This is a genomic window from Paenibacillus sp. MB22_1 (assembly GCF_047200555.1).
In the GTDB taxonomy this organism is placed as follows: domain Bacteria; phylum Bacillota; class Bacilli; order Paenibacillales; family Paenibacillaceae; genus Fontibacillus; species Fontibacillus phoenicis.
This window is the reverse complement of the sequence record NZ_JBLADV010000001.1, coordinates 551,508-569,635: the sequence shown is the minus strand read 5'-3', so window position 1 is coordinate 569,635 and position 18,128 is coordinate 551,508. Positions and strand designations below refer to the sequence as shown.

Here is an 18,128-nt window from a genome sequence, read left to right as displayed (position 1 = left end):
CAAGCAGCAATCACGGCCAGCGATTTTGCGTTTACAGCTTCAACCTCTCCAGAAGAACCCGGTCGCCTCCGTCCCGCTACATTCTACCGATTTCTGCGTCATCGCCAACTTCCTCATGCGTCGCCTTGACATAATCCACGATTTCCTGAACCGTCGTATAGGCGATCCCAACATAGGTATCTGCAGCGCCGTAGTAAATGGCGATACGGCCTGTGGCAGCATCGGTCAAAGCGGCGCAAGGGAACACGACGTTCGGGACGAAGCCGCGCTCCTCATACCATTCCTCCGGCGTTAATACATACGTGCTGGAGCGATATTTCACGCGGGACGGTTCCTCTCGGTCAAGAATGACCGCACCCATGCTGTAAACAAGGCCATTGCACGTCCCGGTGACGCCATGGTAGAACATCAGCCAACCTTCGGTCGTTTCGATTGGAGCGGGACCGCCGCCGATTTTCACCGACTGCCACCAGCCTTGCCCGCCCTTGGTCATCACATGGCGATGTTTGCCCCAATAGACGAAATCCGGGCTTTCGCTAAGGAAGATGTCGCCAAACGGAGTATGCCCGCTGTCGCTGGGACGGGACAACATCACGAAGTTGCCTCCGATTTTCTTCGGGAACAACACGCCGTTGCGGTTAAATGGTAAGAACGGATTCTCCAAACGGACAAACGTCTTAAAGTCTTGGGTTTTGGCCACCCCAATCGAAGCGCCGTAGAAGTCCGTGCACCAAATAATATAGTAGGTATCCTCCACCTTCACCAACCGGGGATCATAGGCATATTGAGGTTGGAACGGCTTCCCTTCCTCATCCACAAAAGGAATACGCTCCTCGTCGATCTTCCATTCATAGCCGTCTTCGCTCCAGCCTGTATGCAGGTGAGGACGGCCGTTAATCGTTTCGGCGCGAAACACGCCAACAAAGCGGCCATCGTAAGGAACAACTGCGCTGTTGAAGATGCGCGCGATGCCTTTGGCCGGATTCCTCTTCACGACCGGATTGTCATTATGTCTCCATACGGGTCCTGCCGCATGCTCCGGTTTGTCTTGCCAAGGAATGTTCGGCAGGTTCTCTCCAATGATTTTCACTGTGCTCATGAGGTTACCCCTTCCAAATCAACTCAAATAAGTGCGTTTATTTAACGGAGCCTTGGGCAAATCCGTTATAGATGTATTTCTGCAGCGCCACAAAAGCAATCAGGATCGGCACAATCGTTATCATGATCCCGGCGCAGATCACTTCCCATTGCGAACCGTAAGGGCCTTTAAACTTAAACAGCGCGGTCGAGATCACCTGCAGGTCCTCGCTTGGCATATACAGGAACGGCGTGTAGAAATCGTTATAGATTTTCACGCCTTTGACGATAATGACCGTCACGATGGCTGGGGCGAGCAGCGGCAAAATAATGCGCCAGTAAATCGTGAAATAGGACGCGCCGTCCAGCATCGCGGATTCGTCCAGCGATTCGGAAATCGAATCGAGGAATTGCATGAAAATATACACGGCGATAATGTCAGTGCCTAAGTAAAGCAAAATCGGAGCAAATCGTGTATCCACCAAGTGGAAGAAGTTGATGATTCGGAATGTCGCCACCTGGGTCGTCACGCTTGGGATCAAGGTCGCCAGCAAGAAGGCCCCCATCAACAGCTTGTTGCCGCGAAATTTGAAGCGGTTTAGGACATAAGCGATCATGGAGCCGATCAAGGTCGCGCCAAGAATTGAGATGACTACGATAATGACGGTGTTTCCGAAGCCAAGCAGCATTTTTCCATTAATAAAAGCCTTGGAGTAGTTGGCGAAATTCAGCCAGTTCTCCGGCGGCGTCAAGGGGCTGGTCGAACCGTATTCCTTGTTCGTTTTAAAGGAAGCGAACAGCACCACCACGATCGGAACGAGCGCGGCGAAAGCGCCCAGCAGCAAGCTGACATATTTAATGAAGGCCGCGGCTACGTATTTCAGTCTATACATGGCTTACTTCTCCTCCTTGATCAACAAGCGCTGCAGCAAGGTGACAATGATCACGATAAACAGCAGGACAACCGCCATGGCGGAGGCAAGGCCAAGCTTGTTATATTTAAACGCGGTGGTCACCGTTTGGATGACAAACGTATTACTTCCGTTGGAGCCGCCGGTCATAATGTACGGAATATCGAAGGCGCTGATTGCACCGCTGATGGCGAGGATCAGGTTGAGCTGCACAATTTTCATGATGCTGGGAATGATGATATGGCGGAACTGATGCCAACGGTTGGCCCCGTCGATCTCGGCCGCTTCGTAAATATCGGAACCAATCGACGAAATCGCGCCCAGGAAAATGATGAAGTTAAAGCCCATGTATCTCCACACGGATGCGCCCGCCAGCGAAATATTAATGATGTTCGGGTTCTTCAACCATCCCTGCGTGTAAGCGCCAAGCCCCACCGATTGCATCAAGGTATCCAGCGTACCGTCCGGACGGAAGAAGAACAGGAAGATAAACCCGATCGCTACCCCGTTTAAGAGGTAAGGAAAGAACAGGACGCCTTTAAAGAAGTTTTTGAATCGCACCTTAAAGCTAAGTATCGTTGCAAAATAAAGAGCAATTGCCATTTGAACAAAGGTCGCGCAAAAATAATACAAGCTGACCTTAAAGACGGTGAAATATTTGGAGTCGGTAAAGATCGTCTTGTAGTTCTCAAACCCTACGTAATCATAATGCTTGCTGTAGCCGTTCCAGTTGGTGAAGCTGTATTTGAACATATTAAAAACCGGCAAGTAGGCGAAAGTGAACAACAAGGCGACCGGGATCAGCGAGAAGGCGAAAATGATCACTTTCCGCTGGGTTTTGTAGCTTAAATTTTTGAACACCACTCACACCTCCAAAAATCCTGCAAAATGCCTATCTCTGTCTCTCCTTGGCTAAAATCACAAGGGAAACGCGCATCCGGCACGTTCCCCCTGCAACTTTGTCCTCCCCTGTGACCGGTGTTATTTCACGAATTTGGCGCGGGATTTCACCCAAGCGTCGTTGAGATCCTTCATGATGTCGTCATAGGATTCGTTCAGGTTACCGATCGCGGCTTCCATGATCCGTTTCTTGAATTCCGGCTGCCACAAGCCGATTTCCGCGTCTTTGTCGATTTTGTCCACCAGGCCTTCTTGCCCCGGTTTTGCAGGAGTCTGCAGTTCGAACTTCACGTCAGTTCCTTCGAATTGCTTCAGCGATTCCGGAAGAGGAGCGCCGACCACCGGGCTCATGCCGCCGGCTTGTTCCGTGGGATATCCGGATTTGTTGATGAACCAGTCCACCCAAGCTCTTGCCGCCTCTTTGTGCTTGCTGTGCTTGCTGATGCCCAGCGTATAGTCGTCTGCAAGCGGCATAATGATTTCCTTAGCATTCGTTGGGAAAGGCATGTAAGCGATGTCATCCGGATTCTCAGCTAAGCCTTGAACCTGCCCGATCGCCCAGGAGCCCAGCACCATCGCACCGATTTTGCCATTGGCCATGTCGGCTTTGGAAGCTTCCCAGTTCGTCGTTGTCGGGTCATCTTCAATCAAACCTTGTTTGGCGGTGTCGTACATCACCTTGTACAGTTCATAGTGCGGCTGTCCAGGAACGAAGTTGTCATCGGTGTTCGGCTGGATCACATTGACATAGTCGACGTCGCCGGCAACGGTAGTTAATACAGCTTCCCATTGCGTCAAAGGCCAGCTGTCTGCATAGTTGCTGTACAGAGGAATCGCGTCGCCTTTTTCTTTGATTTTGTGCAAAGCGGCCAAAAACTCGTCCGGTGTTCTCGGCGTCGTCGTTACGCCGGCGTCGTTAAATACTTTCTTGTTGTAGAGGATCCCGGAAAAGTTAACAGCGATCGGAATCCCGTAAACTTTGCCATCAACGGTTCTTTCCTCCAGACCGATATACTGCTTGCTCATCTCTTCCAACGTACCCAGCGGTTCAAAAAACTCCGGCGTATCCGCCAGCGGAATGCTGGTTGGCAGCAACAGAACATCACCGTAATCGTCAGAGTTCATCCGCACTGTGATTTGTCCTTCATAATCGGAAAGCGCTTGGAAGTTTACTTTCACGTTCGGGTATTCCTTATTAAATTCGGCAGCATAATCCTTGAATACGGTGTCGACGATGTCTGTTCGTTGCGTAATGACGGTAATCTCTCCCGAGATGTCCCTTCCCGCCGTCTGTTCCGTGCCGGAGTTCGCGGTTCCGGCATTTCCGGCTGCATTGTTCTGTGCCGCGTTATTACGGTTGTTCCCTCCACAGCCAGCCAACAGAGTCAAAACAAGCATCAAGGCCAGCAAACCGATGAAAGCTTTGTTCTTTTTCACATCCGTTTCCCCTTTCAATTTATAAATTAAGTTATCGATAAACTAACTAAGATTCTATAATGTATACGCTTACTAGTCAATGACTAAATCCATTTATTTTCGGTTAATAAAGTAATGTATTAAGTTATTGCTTATGAATGATAAGTTTAATTTTTCGCTCATCTTCCTATTTACCAACAGAATCGGTATACTGGATTTTAGATCGATTGGCTCTGGATGATAGATTGAACGGGATGGTGAATATAAGTTCATGAAACGCAACATAACGATGAAAGATATCGCCGACAAGCTGGGCGTCAGCAGCGTTACGGTATCCAAAGCGCTGAATGACAAGGAAGGCGTCAGCGACAGCCTGAAGCTGAAGATCAAGAAGGTGGCCAGTGAGATGGGCTACCGCTTTAACTCGGCGGCCAAATCGATCAAGGACGGGCTTTCTTATAATATTGGCGTGATGATTCCGCAGCGTTTTACGGGTCTTAGAGAGTCCTTCTATTTGCAGGTTTATCAGCAGATCGCCATTCAGTTGGACCACTATGGCTATTTCGGAATCTTAAATATCTTAAGCAGCGAAGATGAGGAACAGCTCAATTTCCCGCGGGTATACAGTGAAAATAAGGTGGATGGCATCATCATTTTGGGGCAGGTCAGCAAGAAGTACATCGAAACGGTGCAAAATATGGAGCTGCCGAAGCTGTTTCTCGACTTTTATGACGAGCATGCCGCGATCGATTCAATCGTTACCGATAACTTTTACGGCGCTTACGAGATCACGAACTATCTGATCCGATGCGGCCACCGCGAGATCGCTTATGTTGGCAACGTCTATTCCACCAGCAGTATCCAAGACCGCTTCCTGGGTTACTACAAATCGCTGCTGGAGCACGGGTTGAAGTTTAACGAGCGTTATCTGATCAATGACCGTGATGAACACGGTACCTATATCGATATCGAGCTTCCGGAGCAAATGCCTACCGCGTTCGTCTGCAACTGCGACCAAGTCGCCTATCTTTTGGGCGAGCGCCTCACCAGCATGGGTTACCGTATCCCGGATGACTGTTCGATTGTCGGGTTCGACAACGACGTATACGCCACGCTGGCAAATCCGCCGCTAACTACGGTTGAGGTGGATATTGAGCAGATGGCCCGATCCGCCGTCAAGGCGATTATGGATAAAGTGTCCAACCCCCATCGCCGCATCGGCCGCATGCTGGTGCAAGGCAAGATCATCTACCGGGATTCCGTTAAGAACCTTAATACCGAACCCGCCGAGTAATCGGCGGTTTTTTGCTTCTTTAGGACAACTTCACGCTAACAAATTCAAAATAAAAAAGGTTGAATCCACCGTTTAGCCGTTATATAGTTATCTCATAATTAGTATTTTGTTATCTTAATTTATATAACAAATAATAACAAATTTTAAATTTTCGAGATCGTGGGGTGAAATGCAAGTATGCAATCGCTCAAACCTTATATTGCCGGAATGACTTGGGGGTTTATGGGCGTCAGGGGGACCTGGGGTAACGAGGCCGCAGCTCATTCCATGGAAATGATGGCGAAGGTGACCCGCAGTAACTGGACGGCCATTGCTTTTGCCGCACTGCAAGCAACAGCCTTCTCCACGGATATCCCCTTCTGGGAGGCGCCGACGGTGACCGACGAGGAAGTCCGATGGGCCATTCGTAAGGCGCATTCGCTGGGGTTGAAGGTATGTCTGAAGCCGATCGTGAACTGCGCGGACGGAACTTGGCGAGCGCACATTAATTTTTTTGATCGAGACGTCCCTTGTGAACCAAAATGGTCTGACTGGTTTGCCTCGTATCGCGCATATCTCCTTCATTTCGCGCAAATCGCCGAGGAAACCGGGTGCGAGATGTTCTGTATCGGCTGCGAAATGGTGCAAACCGACCGGCGGGAAGCGGAATGGCGCGCTTTGATCGCCGACATTCGCCAGGTTTACCACGGACCGCTGACGTATAACTGCGACAAATATCAAGAGGACAATGTGATGTGGTGGGATGCCCTGGATGTGATCAGTTCCAGCGGCTACTACCCGATCGGAGACTGGGATCGTCAGCTGGATCGAATTGAAAGCGTTGTCCGGAGATACGGTAAGCCGTTTTTGTTTATGGAAGCCGGCTGCCCGAGCCGCACCGGGTCGGCGAACGTCCCAAATGACTGGACGCTGCAGGGTGCAGTGAATGAGGCGGAACAGGCGGAATATTACCGCACGATGCTGGAGAAATGCGGAGCGCGCGATTGGGTCCGCGGCTTGATGCTGTGGGATTGGCCGGCGCGGCTGTACGATCGGAGCCAGGCTGCAACAAATGATGGTTACTGCATTTATGGCAAGGAAGCGGAGACGGTCGTAGCTGAAGCTTATGCCGCCAAGCTGAACGCGATCGAGCGATAAGGAGGTTTTTTACGTGGAAATCCATGATTGGAAGGTACAGCTGCAGCAGGAGCTGCAAGGCAACATTCTCCCTTTTTGGATCGAACATACAATCGATTGGCAGCATGGCGGCTTTGTCGGATACATCGATGAGCAGCTCAACAAGCACCCCGAGGCCGATAAAGGGCTGGTGCTGCACGCCCGCATTCTATGGACCTTCGCTTCGGCCTATCGTCGATTTCCCGATCCCAAATACCTGGAAATCGCCGAGCGGGCTTATGATTACCTGAAGACGCATTTTGTGGACCCTCAGTACGGCGGTTTCTATTGGATGGTGGATGTCCAAGGACGGCCGGTTCAAGACAAAAAGCAGGTCTACGGGCAAGCGTTTGTCATTTACGCTTTGACTGAATATTATCGCGCAACCTCCAGCGAAGAGGCATTGGAGCAAGCGGTCAACCTCTACCGCCTGCTGGAGCAGCACAGCTATGATCCGGTTCATAAAGGCTATGTTGAGGCTCTGTCCCGCGACTGGAAACCCACCGGGGATTTAAGTCTCAGCAACAAGGATCTAAACGAAAAGAAATCGATGAATACGCACCTGCACGTGCTGGAGGCGTACACCAATTTGTACCGGGTATGGAAATCCTCTGAGCTGCGGGGCAGCTTGTCCGAGCTGATCGAAGTGACGCTAGAGCAAATCATCGATCCGAAAACTGCCCACTTCCTGCTGTTCTTCGATGACGGCTGGCAGGTCAAAGGACATCATGTCTCGTATGGCCATGATATCGAGGGCAGCTGGCTGCTCGTCGAGGCAGCCGAGGTGCTGGGTGAGCCCGCTCTGCTGCAGCGCGTGAAGGAAACCGCCTTAAAGATGGCCGAGGCTGTGTATGCGGAAGGCGTTGACCGGGACGGCGGGATATGGAACGAAGCCGATCCAAACGGCCTGACTGACGATAACAAAGACTGGTGGCCGCAGGCGGAAGCGATGGTTGGTTTCTACAATGCGTACCAACTGACCGGAGACCCCAAGTACCGGGCGGCTGCAGCAAATTCCTGGAGCTTTATTCAAACGTATCTGGTGGATCGTAAACACGGCGAATGGTTCTGGGGCGTGGATCGAGGCGGCGCACCGTTGCCGGGCGAACCAAAGGTCAGCCCTTGGAAATGCCCTTATCATAACAGCCGCGCGTGTCTGGAAATGCTGGAGCGTCTGGAACGTGAGAAGTAATTTGATGGATCGGAGGAATTGAGAATGAGCCTATTTGACGAAAGAAAACAGCAGCTGACCGAACGTTACGAACAGCTGATTGCGCGCCGCAACGAGAAAATGCCCTATGGCAACGGGGTGTACGACCGCTACCGCTATCCGGTCTTGACGGCGGAGCATGCGCCGCTCATTTGGAGATACGATTTCAATCCGGCGACGAATCCGTATTTCTCTGAACGCCTTGGCGTCAACGGCGTGTTTAATCCGGGAGCCATCGAGCTGAATGGAAAATTTTATCTGATCGCCCGCGTTGAAGGCGTAGACCGCAAATCGTTCTTCGCTGTAGCCGAGAGCGATAACGGCATCGACGGCTTCCGTTTCTGGGATAAGCCGGTGGTTATGCCCGAAACCGAAGATCCGGACGTCAACGTCTACGACATGCGGGTCGTGCGGCATGAAGACGGCTGGATTTACGGACTGTTCTGTACGGAGCGGAAAGACCCCCATGCGCCGCGGGGAGATCTGTCGAGCGCCGTAGCCCAGTGCGGCATCGCCCGCACGAAGGATCTCGTCACTTGGGAGCGGTTAGCCGACCTGAAAACGAAATCTCCGCAGCAGCGCAATGTGGTGCTGCACCCCGAGTTCGTAGACGGGAAATACGCGTTCTACACCCGTCCGCAGGACGGCTTCATCGACGCCGGCTCCGGCGGCGGCATCGGCTGGGGGTTGTCTGATTCGATCGAGCAGGCGGTCATCGACGAGGAAATCATCGTTGACGACCGCAAGTACCATACGATCAAAGAGGTCAAGAACGGCCAAGGTCCCGCCCCGATCAAAACGGATAAAGGTTGGCTGCACATCGCCCATGGCGTGCGGGGAACGGCGGCCGGGCTCCGCTACGTGCTGTACGCCTTCCTCTCCGACTTGCAGGAGCCGCAGCGGGTGACGCATCGGCCGGGCGGCCATCTGATCGCACCGGAAGGCGAGGAGCGTGTCGGCGATGTGTCCAACGTCGTGTTCTGTAACGGCGTCATCGCCCGCGACAACGGCGACGTCTTCATCTATTACGCTTCCTCTGATACGCGCATCCACGTCGCCACAACGACGGTCGACCGGCTGCTGGACTACGTGCTGAACACGCCGGAGGATCCGCTGCGCTCCTATGCCTGCGTACAGCAACGAATCGATTTGATCGAGCGGAATATCCAATTTCTGAACAAGTAAAACAAGCGAGCTGCTAGGAGTTCATCTCTTGGCAGCTCGTTTGTTTGAGTTGACTTCTTTACTCGGCCTTTCGATGCGGCTCGGCGGTGGAATCCCGGTATACCGTCTCGACGGAGATCATGATTTTCTCCCGCGGCGCGTCCGGTTGGACCAGTCGTTCCAGCAGCTTCCTCACCGCCCGCTGGCCAAGGTTCTCCTTCGGCACGTTAATGGTGGTAATGGCCGGAGTGTACCGGGCCGCATCGTCGATATTGTCAAACCCGCTGACCGTGATATCCCCGGGCACGTGAAGGCCAATCTCACTCAGGACGGAGCAGGCATGCATCGCGATGGAGTCGTTCCCACACACAAGCGCGGTCGGGAGCGTCCCTTCCGCTTTCTGCCCCTCCAGCCATCCGCGCAGCACGTCGCCGTAAGCCCCGGTGTCGACACCTTCCAGCTCCAGCATCGGATCCTCCAGGGACTGCGGTGTCAAGCCGTTCTCCTCCAAGGCGCTGCGGAAACCAATCCAGCGGTCCCGAAAGCTGCGGGAAAACGTTAAATTGCCTAAGAAATGCAGCTTCCGATGCCCCAGGCCGATCAGGTGATTGGTCAAACGGGCCATCCCATCAACGTTGTTAGCGAAGACCGTGTCGCTTGGAATCAGCGGGTCCTCATGATCGACCAGCACGATCGGCAGCCCGATCCGGTGTACCTCCAGCAGGAATGGGGTGGCGATCTGCCCCACCCCGATCATCCCCAGAATCCCGTCAGGATTCAGGATGCTCATGAAGTTGTCACCGCGAGGTTCGGATACGATAATCATCCCCAGCTCCTGCGCCTCCAGCTCCCGGGAGATGCCTTCCAGCAGTCTACCCCAATACAGCGATTCCTTGTTCTGAAACCGGATATTTGGCATCAGCACCAGCACTGACTGCTTGCCGGCCGGTGCCGGCAGCGCGGTTCCCGTAGGGATGACGTTCTTCACATAACCGTTCTTCTGATTAAAATACCCAAGCTGGGAGGCAGCTTGAATGACCCGCTCCCGGGTCTGCTCGCTGACCCCTCCCTTGCCGGACAAAGCTTTGGATACAACGAATTTCGAGACGCCTAGATGGTCGGCGATTTGCTGCATCGTAATTTTTTTCAAGGACTCTAACCTCCGAAATAACGTATAACGAACGGGTTCATAACAATATAACAACAGTATAACAAACTCGCCATTCGTTATAAATCGTTATTTCATTCGCCTGGACCAAACCAGGAGGCCACCCAATGAATGCTCTTCTGCGACGCCTGCTGCAATAGGTGAGCCGCTTTGTCGGCAAATCGGTCGATGGCCGGCGGCGAGGGTGGCGGCATCAGCAGGTCAGCTGGCGTCTGCAGCGCCTGACCGCCCCCCGTCGTGTTTGGCACATCGGTCCCGGATGGGGAGGTTCCGTAGCCGGGAACCTGGGTATAACCGCCTGTCGTTCCTTGCGGCGCGGCATTGCCTTGACCGGTTGTCCAAATGGGGGGGGATCCGGCGGTCCAACCGTTGTTGTTCTGCTGCAATTGCTGCTGCAATTGCTGCTGCAATTGCTGCTGTAATTGCTGTTGCGATTGTTGCGGCTGCTGCGATTGCGGATAGGGATAGATCATGGATTGTCCGTTCATGCCTGCAGTCGTCCCTCCGGTTTGAAATCCGGGGCCGAGGATCGAGCTGGTTCCGCTTTCGGCAAGCTGCATCCCCAGCGTCACCCCAGTCGCCAGCAATAAACCGTATACCAATGTTTTTCGCAGCATTTTAGCCATGTCCATCCCCCATTCAAATCAAGATTTCTTGTTTGTGCTGTTCGTTCCTTTGTTCACGCTGTCCGAAGACTTATTGGAACTGCCCGCGCCTTTGTTCGTGGTGCCAGCGGACTTGTCCGTGCTCTTTGCGCTGCCGCTAGCGATGCCGTTCGTACTGCTCTTCGACAGCTTGCCTGCTTTCTCCGCGTCCTGACTTTCCCAATACAGATCGGCCAAAATTCCGGCCAGCACCTTGGCGGTACGCTCCAGCTCTTCCTGGCTGTTGTCGATGCCGCCGATTTCGATCAGCACGCTGTTCGGCGACAGCGACTGGTTATATTCCCCGTTGCCTTGGGAAGACGTCTTCCCCCAGATGCCTCTGGAAATCCCGGGATACGCCTTCTCCAACCGTTCATGGATGGAGCTGGCGAATTTCTCATTCTCGCGCCAATTCTTGTTCCCGTGTCCGATAATGAAGTATACCTGGGCATAATTCACACCGTTGATGGTTGTTGTCGTTTTGTCGTGGCGCTGCGAGTCGCGGTGAATATCGATAAAATATTGCAGCTGACCATTTTCAGCCATCGCTTGTTTGACAGTCTCTCGTGAATATTTATATGAGTAGTTGTAGTTGTAATTGCTCACCTTGGCCGCATAATTTTCGTACGTGTGTAAGGTTGCGACCCCTCTGCGTTCCAGCTCTTTCGCCAAGGCCTCTCCAACTAAGCCTACGTTCTTCTTATCCTCCGCCGAGCTCGGATTATCTACATTCGTGCCAAGCACGGGATTAAAAGATTCTTGCGGATGGGAATGATAGATCATCACGATATTTTTGTTGCCCGGCTTGATGGAAGGCTCCTCCTGATCCCCGGACGTGCCGTCCGTCTTCCCCGGTTCCACTGCTGGCGGCTGTGCTGTGTCCGAATTGTCGCCGTCCTTCCCGGGATCCGCGTTACTTCCGTCATCGGGGATATCCGGTTCCGGGTGATCCGGCGCACTTCCGTCGGCTCCTGCGCCTGGCCGGTAGTCCTCCGGAGCCTGGGCCGTCCCGTTGCCGGAGCCGGTGCGCAGCAGGATCGGACTGTCAGCGCCAAGCCCTGGGACTTCCCGGGCTACCAAGCTCTTTGGATCGGACGGATTCACGTCCGTCAACAGCTGAAAGACGAAGTTCGTCACCTGCCGCCCGGAAATCGCCGGGGTCTGCTTCTCGCTAGCCACATGTGGCAGCTCCATGCCAACCATATCCATGAAGAATCCGCTGGACAGCGAGGCCGCCAGTCCTTTCATCGAGGAGACAGGAGAGGTGTTCAGCTGTTTCTCAGCGATCCCCAGCACCCCCAGCATGACGAAGAAGATCACCGACATGACCGACAGCAGCAAAAAGGTGCGTCCCATCGCCAACACATGAAGCAGATTCCTTCTCATTTTCCCTAGATTCCAAGCCTTGAATTTCATATGCATGTCCTCCTCCAGCCGCTTTCAAACTATATTCCAAATCTATGAACCTAGTTGAAAGGCTAGAACCTCAAATTCTCACACAAAAAAAGAAATCCGCTAGATTCGCGGATTTCCTTGAGATTTAAGGAGAAGGAACTAGAAGCAGCATACGCTCGTTAATGCGTGTAGGACGCCACGTTATCCGGAGTAACTGCCTCATGCAACGAAATATTAAGTCCGCTAGCAATCACGTTAGCTACGTCCTCGATGAATTCATCAATTTCCTTCGGCGTGACGATCAAATCATGGCCGAGCGGTTCAAGCACCTCTTTGACGAGACCCAGACGCTCGTTTTCGCTCAGGTCGTTCAGCATGCCCATGATCTGCTTGGTCGGAGCTTTTCCGTCGTCGCTTTCCTGGTTAAAATGATTTTTCATCAAATCCAATACATTATTTACGATCGTCGATGCGTAGCACACCGTTGGAACGCCGATGGCGATACAAGGCACGCCCAAAATTTCCTTGGTCAGCCCCCGCCGCTTATTGCCGATCCCTGAGCCGGGATGGATGCCGATATCGGCGATCTGGATCGTGGTATTCACCCGCTCCAACGAGCGCGAAGCCAGCGCATCGATGGCGATGATGAGATCGGGTTTTGTCCGATCCACGATCCCCTGCACCACTTCGCTGGATTCAATACCGGTAATGCCAAGCACCCCGGGGGCAATCGCGCTAACCTCGCGGTAACCTGGCGCTACCTGGTCCGGTGTCAGCTCAAAATAATGGCGGGTGACCATCACATTTTCCACCACCAGCGGTCCAAGCGCATCCGGCGTGACGTTCCAGTTGCCGAGGCCAACGATCAACGTCTTCGCCTCCGGTCCAACCCCGATTTTATTTAAAAATGCAGTAAACTCCTTGGCGAACGCCGCAGCCACCTTCTCCTGCAGCTCGGTATCCTGATTGCGGAGACCGGGAACCTCCAGCGTCACATAATGCCCCTGGATTCGTCCAATTTGCCGCGAGGCTGCCTCATCGGTCACATCCAGACGGGTAATCTTGATCCCGTCCTGTTCCTCGACCTGCTCATTGAGGCCAGGGACCGGGCCGCCATGGATCGTCTCCGCCATTTCCTTTGATTCAACGGCCAAGTCAGTGCGTACGGAATATTCGCGCAAGTCCAAGTTCATGCCATAAGACCTCCATTTCCTCTGATTGCCTTTATTGTGCGGGAGAGGGAATGGGTTTATACATCCCTTCTGCGAGGCTGAAAAACTTGCGCGAAATCGAGAGATTCGGTATGATGAATTTATTGCTTTTTGCTATCTTGCGTGATAAAATATTTTAAGTTGTGAATCATCTGGGTTGATATATGCTTTACAGGAGGTGAATGCAATGCCTAACATTAAATCCGCAATCAAACGCGTAAAAACGAGCGACAAACGCCGCGCGTTGAACGCTTCGCAAAAATCCGCCCTGCGTACGGCTGTGAAGACAGTTGACACCGCTCTGGCGAACAACGAAGTTGAAGCAGCTAAAGCTGCTTTCGTGGCTGCTACCAAAAAATTGGACAAAGCCGTTACGAAAGGTCTGATCCACAAAAATGCAGCTGCCCGTAAGAAATCCCGCTTGGCTAAAAAATTAAACGAACTTACGTCCCAAGCGTAAGTCTCGTTAAATGATACGAAGCTCAAAAAGACCTGAACGATAAATCGTTCAGGTCTTTTTGGTTATTGTTTAGGTCGGGCTTGTACCTCAAGCCGCCAGTTTTAGCAGGAACAGCTCCAGCCCCAGGACTTTGTCGATCTGCCCGCTCTTCATCCGGTAGTCCAGTTCGGCCAGCTCGGACAAAATCGCCTTCAGGCGGCCGGTCTCAAACTTCTGGGCCTGGTCGCCGGCCAGCTTGACGACGTACGGATGCAGGCTCAGCTGGGAGGCAATTTGCTGCTGCGAATAGCTTTGGCGGGCGAGCTCCTTCACCTGCAGCATAATCCGGAACTGGCGGGCGATCAGCGCCGCAATTTTAATCGGTTCCTCACGTTGCTTCAGCAGCTCGTAGAAAATGCCCAGCGCCTGCTCCAGCCGAATCGCGGCGATATGCTCCACCATCACGAACACGTTCTGCTCTGTGCTGCGCGCCACCAGTTGCTCCACCGCAGCAGTATCGATCATGCCGCCGGCTCCGGCGTACAAGCAGAGCTTGTCCATTTCCGCAGCCAATACAGCCATCTGCACACCGCTTGCCGCAATTAATGCTTCCGCGGCATCCCGTCCAATTCGGCAACCTCGCTTCTCTACCTCTTGCACAACCCACTGAACAAGCTCGCCGCCGCCAAGCGGCAAAAAGGACAACACCGTACCCGCCGCCTTGATCGCTTTGACAACCTTCTTTCGCTCGTCCAGCTTTTCACCGTTCACGACAAACACAACGACGCTATGTTCTGCCGGATTGCCGATATACGTCAGCAGCGCCTCGACTTTATGCTCAATCTTGCCGCCTTCCTTGCCGCCTGCTACAAGCAGGGTGGAGTCGCGTACAACGATCAGCTTGCGCTCCACGAGAAAAGGCATCGTCTCCGCCTCCTCGACCACCACCTCAATCGGCGTCTCCGCCAAATCAAAGGTCGCGATGGCAAAATCCTTCTGATCCGGATCCACCAGCTGATCCTGGAGCAAACTAACAAACTCCTGAATTTGATACTTCTCCGTACCGTAACATACGTACAACGGGGAGACCCGCCCCTGCTTAATGTCTTTTATCGCTTGTTTTTGCTTTGCGTCCATCCGGTATCTCCCTTTCGACTTTGTTGCCTTCTTCCATCATACTTCGATTTCACGCATTCGTCCAAGCTCTGTTTATTGTTGTTCAGTCGAAATACCGTCAAGTTACTTGAGGTCACAGCAAGGGGAAACGTGCGCGGTTGTTATTAGACGGGGATGCGGCGGAAAATGTTCAGTTGCATGACAGGGGTTGTACTGTTCCAGCTCCGATGTACCGCGAAATGGGCCTAAGGTTGGCCTAAAGTAACGTAACGGACCGTACAGCCCTTATTTGTACATTTCCCGGCTATTTCCCGCTGTAACGGACACCTGAGACCTTATTGGGCACTTCCAGCACCCTTTTAGCTGGATTTGTCCAGAATAAGGTCTCCTCGGTCCGTTAGAATCGGTAAGCCTACGATATGTGAAAATAGCGGCTCTAGAGTCCGTTAGCCTGCGGGGATACCAGGAACCGAGCTCGCAAGGCCCGGCTGAATTCAAGATTCGACGTCGAGAACACTTCCCTGAGACACTTCGTGATCCCAAGATGACTTTTTAAACTACCTCTTCCAATGAAGGTTTAAAAAGTCAGGTTGGGAGCACCGAGAAGGTTGGATGAAGCTTAGGGACTGAGTAGCGGAGCGTAGCCGGAGGCTACGTGAGCAACGGAAGGCCCGGCTGAATTCAAGATTCGACGTCGAGAACACTTCCCCGAGACACTTCGTGATCCCAAGATGATTTTTTAAACAACCTCTTCCAATGAAGGTTTAAAAAGTCAGGTTGGGAGCACCGAGAAGGTTGGATGAAGCTTAGGGACTGAGTAGCGGAGCGTAGCCGGAGGCTACGTGAGCAACGGAAGGCCCGGCTGAATTCAAGATTCGACGTCGAGAACACTTCCCTGAGACACTTCGTGATCCCAAGATGACTTTTTAAACAACCGCTTATAATGCAACAGAGGGACCTCTGCCTCTTGGCGAAAGATCCCTCTGTCCCGGAACATCTATATAAACGCGGGCTAAAGAGCTCTAGAAACTCTCCCGCCAGCGGTCATACGACGATCAGGGGTTTAATCCGTTATCTCTACTATATATATAACCTATTCCATATCTCCTGAAAAGGTGACTGCCGCATGTTCAAAAAACCGCCCAAATTCGTCCGTCTTTTGCACTTATTTTAGGGTTGTGTTCCTTTTGCAGCATCCGTGGCCGCCTTCTCGGCATCGATGGTATGAACCGCAGGGGTTCCCTCGATTTCTGTCTCGTACGTAAATACATGGCCTGCTTCCGACCACGACCCGTCAACCCAATTCCCATCGATCACCTGATCAGCCACCAGTTTCCGTTCCTCGGCTTCGAGACGATATACATACAGGTGTCCGTCCTTGAACTCGGCTTCAAATGCGCCATCTGGAGAAGTCCAGATATTAAAGCTCGCGATGCCAAACTTCTCTCTGAGATCATCGATGAGCATTTGCTGATCTGCGATCGGATATTCCAGATTGTCCGGAGCTTGCGTATCGCCCGCAGGGTCCGAATTTCCCGCTTCTGGTGATGTTGGCTCCTGCACAGGAGCCTTGTCACTGCCGCCATTTGGAACCGAAGGGCTGCCGGACGAATGGTTCTTCCCTTGATTTGGCTCGCTTGGAGCTTTGTCGCCTGCACCGGGGTTGCCCGGCGTCACCGCTGGAGAACCGGTATCCGGTGTATTCCCGGGAGCAATTCGATCTTGGGCGCCTCCGGTATTCGAGTCTTCAGTCGGAGGAACCACATCTTTGGACACTGGAGTGTCCAAATCTCCGGTCTCAGGCTCACCGGTATTGGTGTCGTCACTGAACAGCCGAGCGTTGCCCGCGGCATCGTCCGCCGAGTTGGCTGCCGAGGATTGCTCATTCGCCAATTCCAACGCGGTGTCCATGGCGATCTCGGCATCGGATACAGTGCGCGGTTCGTATTGATAAATGAATACGCCCAATATCAATACCGCCGCCACACCAAGCGCCCCATACCGGTAAATCCGGCTCCGACGCATTCCTGCTCCCGCATCAGGACGACGAAGACTGCGTCGGCTCGGCAGCATGCCACCTTGACCGGCATCCGCATCGCGTTTCACCGCTGTCATCGGCAGCACGATTTCCTCCGCAGCACTGCCGCCTTCACGGCGGGCCCGGTCGATCTCATCCAACTGCGGAAGGATCGCGTCCACGAGGCTATAGTTCGGAACTACCTTCGGCAGCTCCTCCAATTGCGCAGACAGCTTGCGAAGCAGCGCAAACGTTTCGGCGCACTCTTCACAACTGCGCATATGCTCAAAGAGAAGAGAGGTCTCCTCTTCATTTAAGTCATGGTCTAGATAACGATGCATCCATTCCACCGCCTCTGGGCACTTCATCCTGATACACCACCTTTCTGATAATCTTGGAGTAAGTGTTGCAGCTGTTGCCTTGCCCTAAATAAATAGGATTTCACCGTATTCAGCGGCAAATTCAAGCTGTCAGCAATTTCGTTATACGAAAAATCTTGCAAATACCTCAGCACAACCACCGACCGATGGTGATCCGGCAATTGTTCTATCGCGCTTCGGATGTCCTCGGCCAAGTAGCCCGACATCACTTCCCGTTCTACGCTATCATTCCCCTGAAACACCATTTCGTGCTCTTCGATCGATACGGTTGGCTTATTTCTGCGAAATTTGTCGATACAGATGTTGGTCACAATCCGCTGAACCCAGGTTTTGAACTGCGCTTTTTCTTCATAGGAACCGATTTTCGTATAAATGCGAATGAGCGCTTCCTGAGCAGCATCATGTGCATCCTGTTCATTGTTTAAAATATAATAGGCCGTCCGGTACACATGGCTTTCAATTTCTCGCAATAGGGTGATTAGAGCGTCGCGATCGCCCGTTTGAGCGGCTCTGATGAGTCCCTGCTCTACCACTAAGGCTCCCCCTTCCTTGCATCCTTACAGACGCTAATGTCCGACAAGATGTTGCAATGTTGTTACTATTTTTAAAAAATATTTTAGAAGTCCACCCT

16 protein-coding genes are annotated in these 18,128 nt (G+C 52.7%); 5 read left to right on the top strand and 11 right to left on the bottom strand.

The window, feature by feature from the left end; genetic code table 11:
• Positions 1 to 76: 76 nt before the first annotated feature.
• The 4 genes from ACL02P_RS02495 to ACL02P_RS02480 form a co-directional block, all read right to left on the bottom strand.
• Positions 77 to 1,099 carry a glycoside hydrolase family 130 protein gene (locus tag ACL02P_RS02495; RefSeq protein WP_028539687.1) on the bottom strand — a complete coding sequence of 341 codons (1,023 nt, stop codon included), beginning with the start codon at positions 1,097 to 1,099 and terminating at the stop codon, positions 77 to 79.
• 37 nt (positions 1,100 to 1,136) lie between these two features.
• Positions 1,137 to 1,970: a carbohydrate ABC transporter permease gene (locus ACL02P_RS02490; RefSeq protein WP_412836778.1), complete on the bottom strand. Its 834-nt coding sequence runs from the start codon at positions 1,968 to 1,970 to the stop codon at positions 1,137 to 1,139.
• Positions 1,971 to 1,973: 3 nt separating this feature from the next.
• Entirely contained in the window at positions 1,974 to 2,849 is an 876-nt protein-coding gene (locus ACL02P_RS02485; RefSeq protein WP_028539688.1) for a carbohydrate ABC transporter permease, read from the bottom strand.
• 120 nt (positions 2,850 to 2,969) lie between these two features.
• Positions 2,970 to 4,325, bottom strand: coding sequence for an ABC transporter substrate-binding protein (locus ACL02P_RS02480; protein WP_028539689.1), 1,356 nt, complete (start codon positions 4,323 to 4,325; stop codon positions 2,970 to 2,972).
• A gap of 250 nt (positions 4,326 to 4,575) precedes the next feature.
• On the opposite strand from ACL02P_RS02480, the gene ACL02P_RS02475 reads away from it, so the two are divergent.
• From ACL02P_RS02475 to ACL02P_RS02460, 4 genes are all read left to right on the top strand, one after another.
• Positions 4,576 to 5,598, top strand: coding sequence for a substrate-binding domain-containing protein (locus ACL02P_RS02475; protein ID WP_036700814.1), 1,023 nt, complete (start codon positions 4,576 to 4,578; stop codon positions 5,596 to 5,598).
• A gap of 177 nt (positions 5,599 to 5,775) precedes the next feature.
• A complete protein-coding gene (locus tag ACL02P_RS02470; RefSeq protein WP_412836777.1) occupies positions 5,776 to 6,735 on the top strand; it encodes a glycoside hydrolase family 113 in 960 nt (319 codons plus the stop codon).
• A gap of 13 nt (positions 6,736 to 6,748) precedes the next feature.
• Positions 6,749 to 7,945 (top strand): AGE family epimerase/isomerase, encoded by a 1,197-nt coding sequence (locus ACL02P_RS02465; RefSeq protein WP_009224137.1) that lies wholly within the window; start codon positions 6,749 to 6,751, stop codon positions 7,943 to 7,945.
• 24 nt (positions 7,946 to 7,969) lie between these two features.
• Positions 7,970 to 9,148 (top strand): glycosidase, encoded by a 1,179-nt coding sequence (locus tag ACL02P_RS02460; RefSeq protein ID WP_028539693.1) that lies wholly within the window; start codon positions 7,970 to 7,972, stop codon positions 9,146 to 9,148.
• 58 nt (positions 9,149 to 9,206) lie between these two features.
• Here the strand turns inward: ACL02P_RS02460 and ACL02P_RS02455 are convergent, their stop codons facing one another.
• The 4 genes from ACL02P_RS02455 to gpr all read right to left on the bottom strand — a co-directional run bounded on the left by ACL02P_RS02455 (position 9,207) and on the right by gpr (position 13,527).
• A complete protein-coding gene (locus ACL02P_RS02455) occupies positions 9,207 to 10,277 on the bottom strand; it encodes a LacI family DNA-binding transcriptional regulator (RefSeq protein ID WP_412836776.1) in 1,071 nt (356 codons plus the stop codon).
• 92 nt (positions 10,278 to 10,369) lie between these two features.
• Positions 10,370 to 10,921 carry a hypothetical protein gene (locus tag ACL02P_RS02450; protein ID WP_412836775.1) on the bottom strand — a complete coding sequence of 184 codons (552 nt, stop codon included), beginning with the start codon at positions 10,919 to 10,921 and terminating at the stop codon, positions 10,370 to 10,372.
• Between the two features lie 18 nt (positions 10,922 to 10,939).
• Positions 10,940 to 12,355: a stage II sporulation protein P gene (locus ACL02P_RS02445; protein WP_412836774.1), complete on the bottom strand. Its 1,416-nt coding sequence runs from the start codon at positions 12,353 to 12,355 to the stop codon at positions 10,940 to 10,942.
• A 158-nt stretch (positions 12,356 to 12,513) separates the two neighbouring features.
• Positions 12,514 to 13,527, bottom strand: a complete 1,014-nt coding sequence (gpr, locus tag ACL02P_RS02440) for a GPR endopeptidase (protein ID WP_009224142.1) — start codon at positions 13,525 to 13,527, stop codon at positions 12,514 to 12,516.
• 205 nt (positions 13,528 to 13,732) lie between these two features.
• On the opposite strand from gpr, the gene rpsT reads away from it, so the two are divergent.
• Positions 13,733 to 14,005 (top strand): 30S ribosomal protein S20, encoded by a 273-nt coding sequence (gene rpsT / locus ACL02P_RS02435; protein WP_016311419.1) that lies wholly within the window; start codon positions 13,733 to 13,735, stop codon positions 14,003 to 14,005.
• Positions 14,006 to 14,092: 87 nt separating this feature from the next.
• On the opposite strand, the gene holA is transcribed toward rpsT, so the two are convergent.
• The 3 genes from holA to ACL02P_RS02420 all read right to left on the bottom strand — a co-directional run bounded on the left by holA (position 14,093) and on the right by ACL02P_RS02420 (position 18,030).
• Positions 14,093 to 15,121 (bottom strand): DNA polymerase III subunit delta, encoded by a 1,029-nt coding sequence (gene holA, locus ACL02P_RS02430; protein WP_412836773.1) that lies wholly within the window; start codon positions 15,119 to 15,121, stop codon positions 14,093 to 14,095.
• A 1,149-nt stretch (positions 15,122 to 16,270) separates the two neighbouring features.
• A complete protein-coding gene (locus tag ACL02P_RS02425) occupies positions 16,271 to 17,485 on the bottom strand; it encodes an anti-sigma factor family protein (protein ID WP_412836772.1) in 1,215 nt (404 codons plus the stop codon).
• A complete protein-coding gene (locus tag ACL02P_RS02420) occupies positions 17,482 to 18,030 on the bottom strand; it encodes an RNA polymerase sigma factor (protein ID WP_009224146.1) in 549 nt (182 codons plus the stop codon). The genes ACL02P_RS02425 and ACL02P_RS02420 overlap by 4 nt, the downstream gene beginning before the upstream one ends.
• Positions 18,031 to 18,128: the final 98 nt, after the last annotated feature.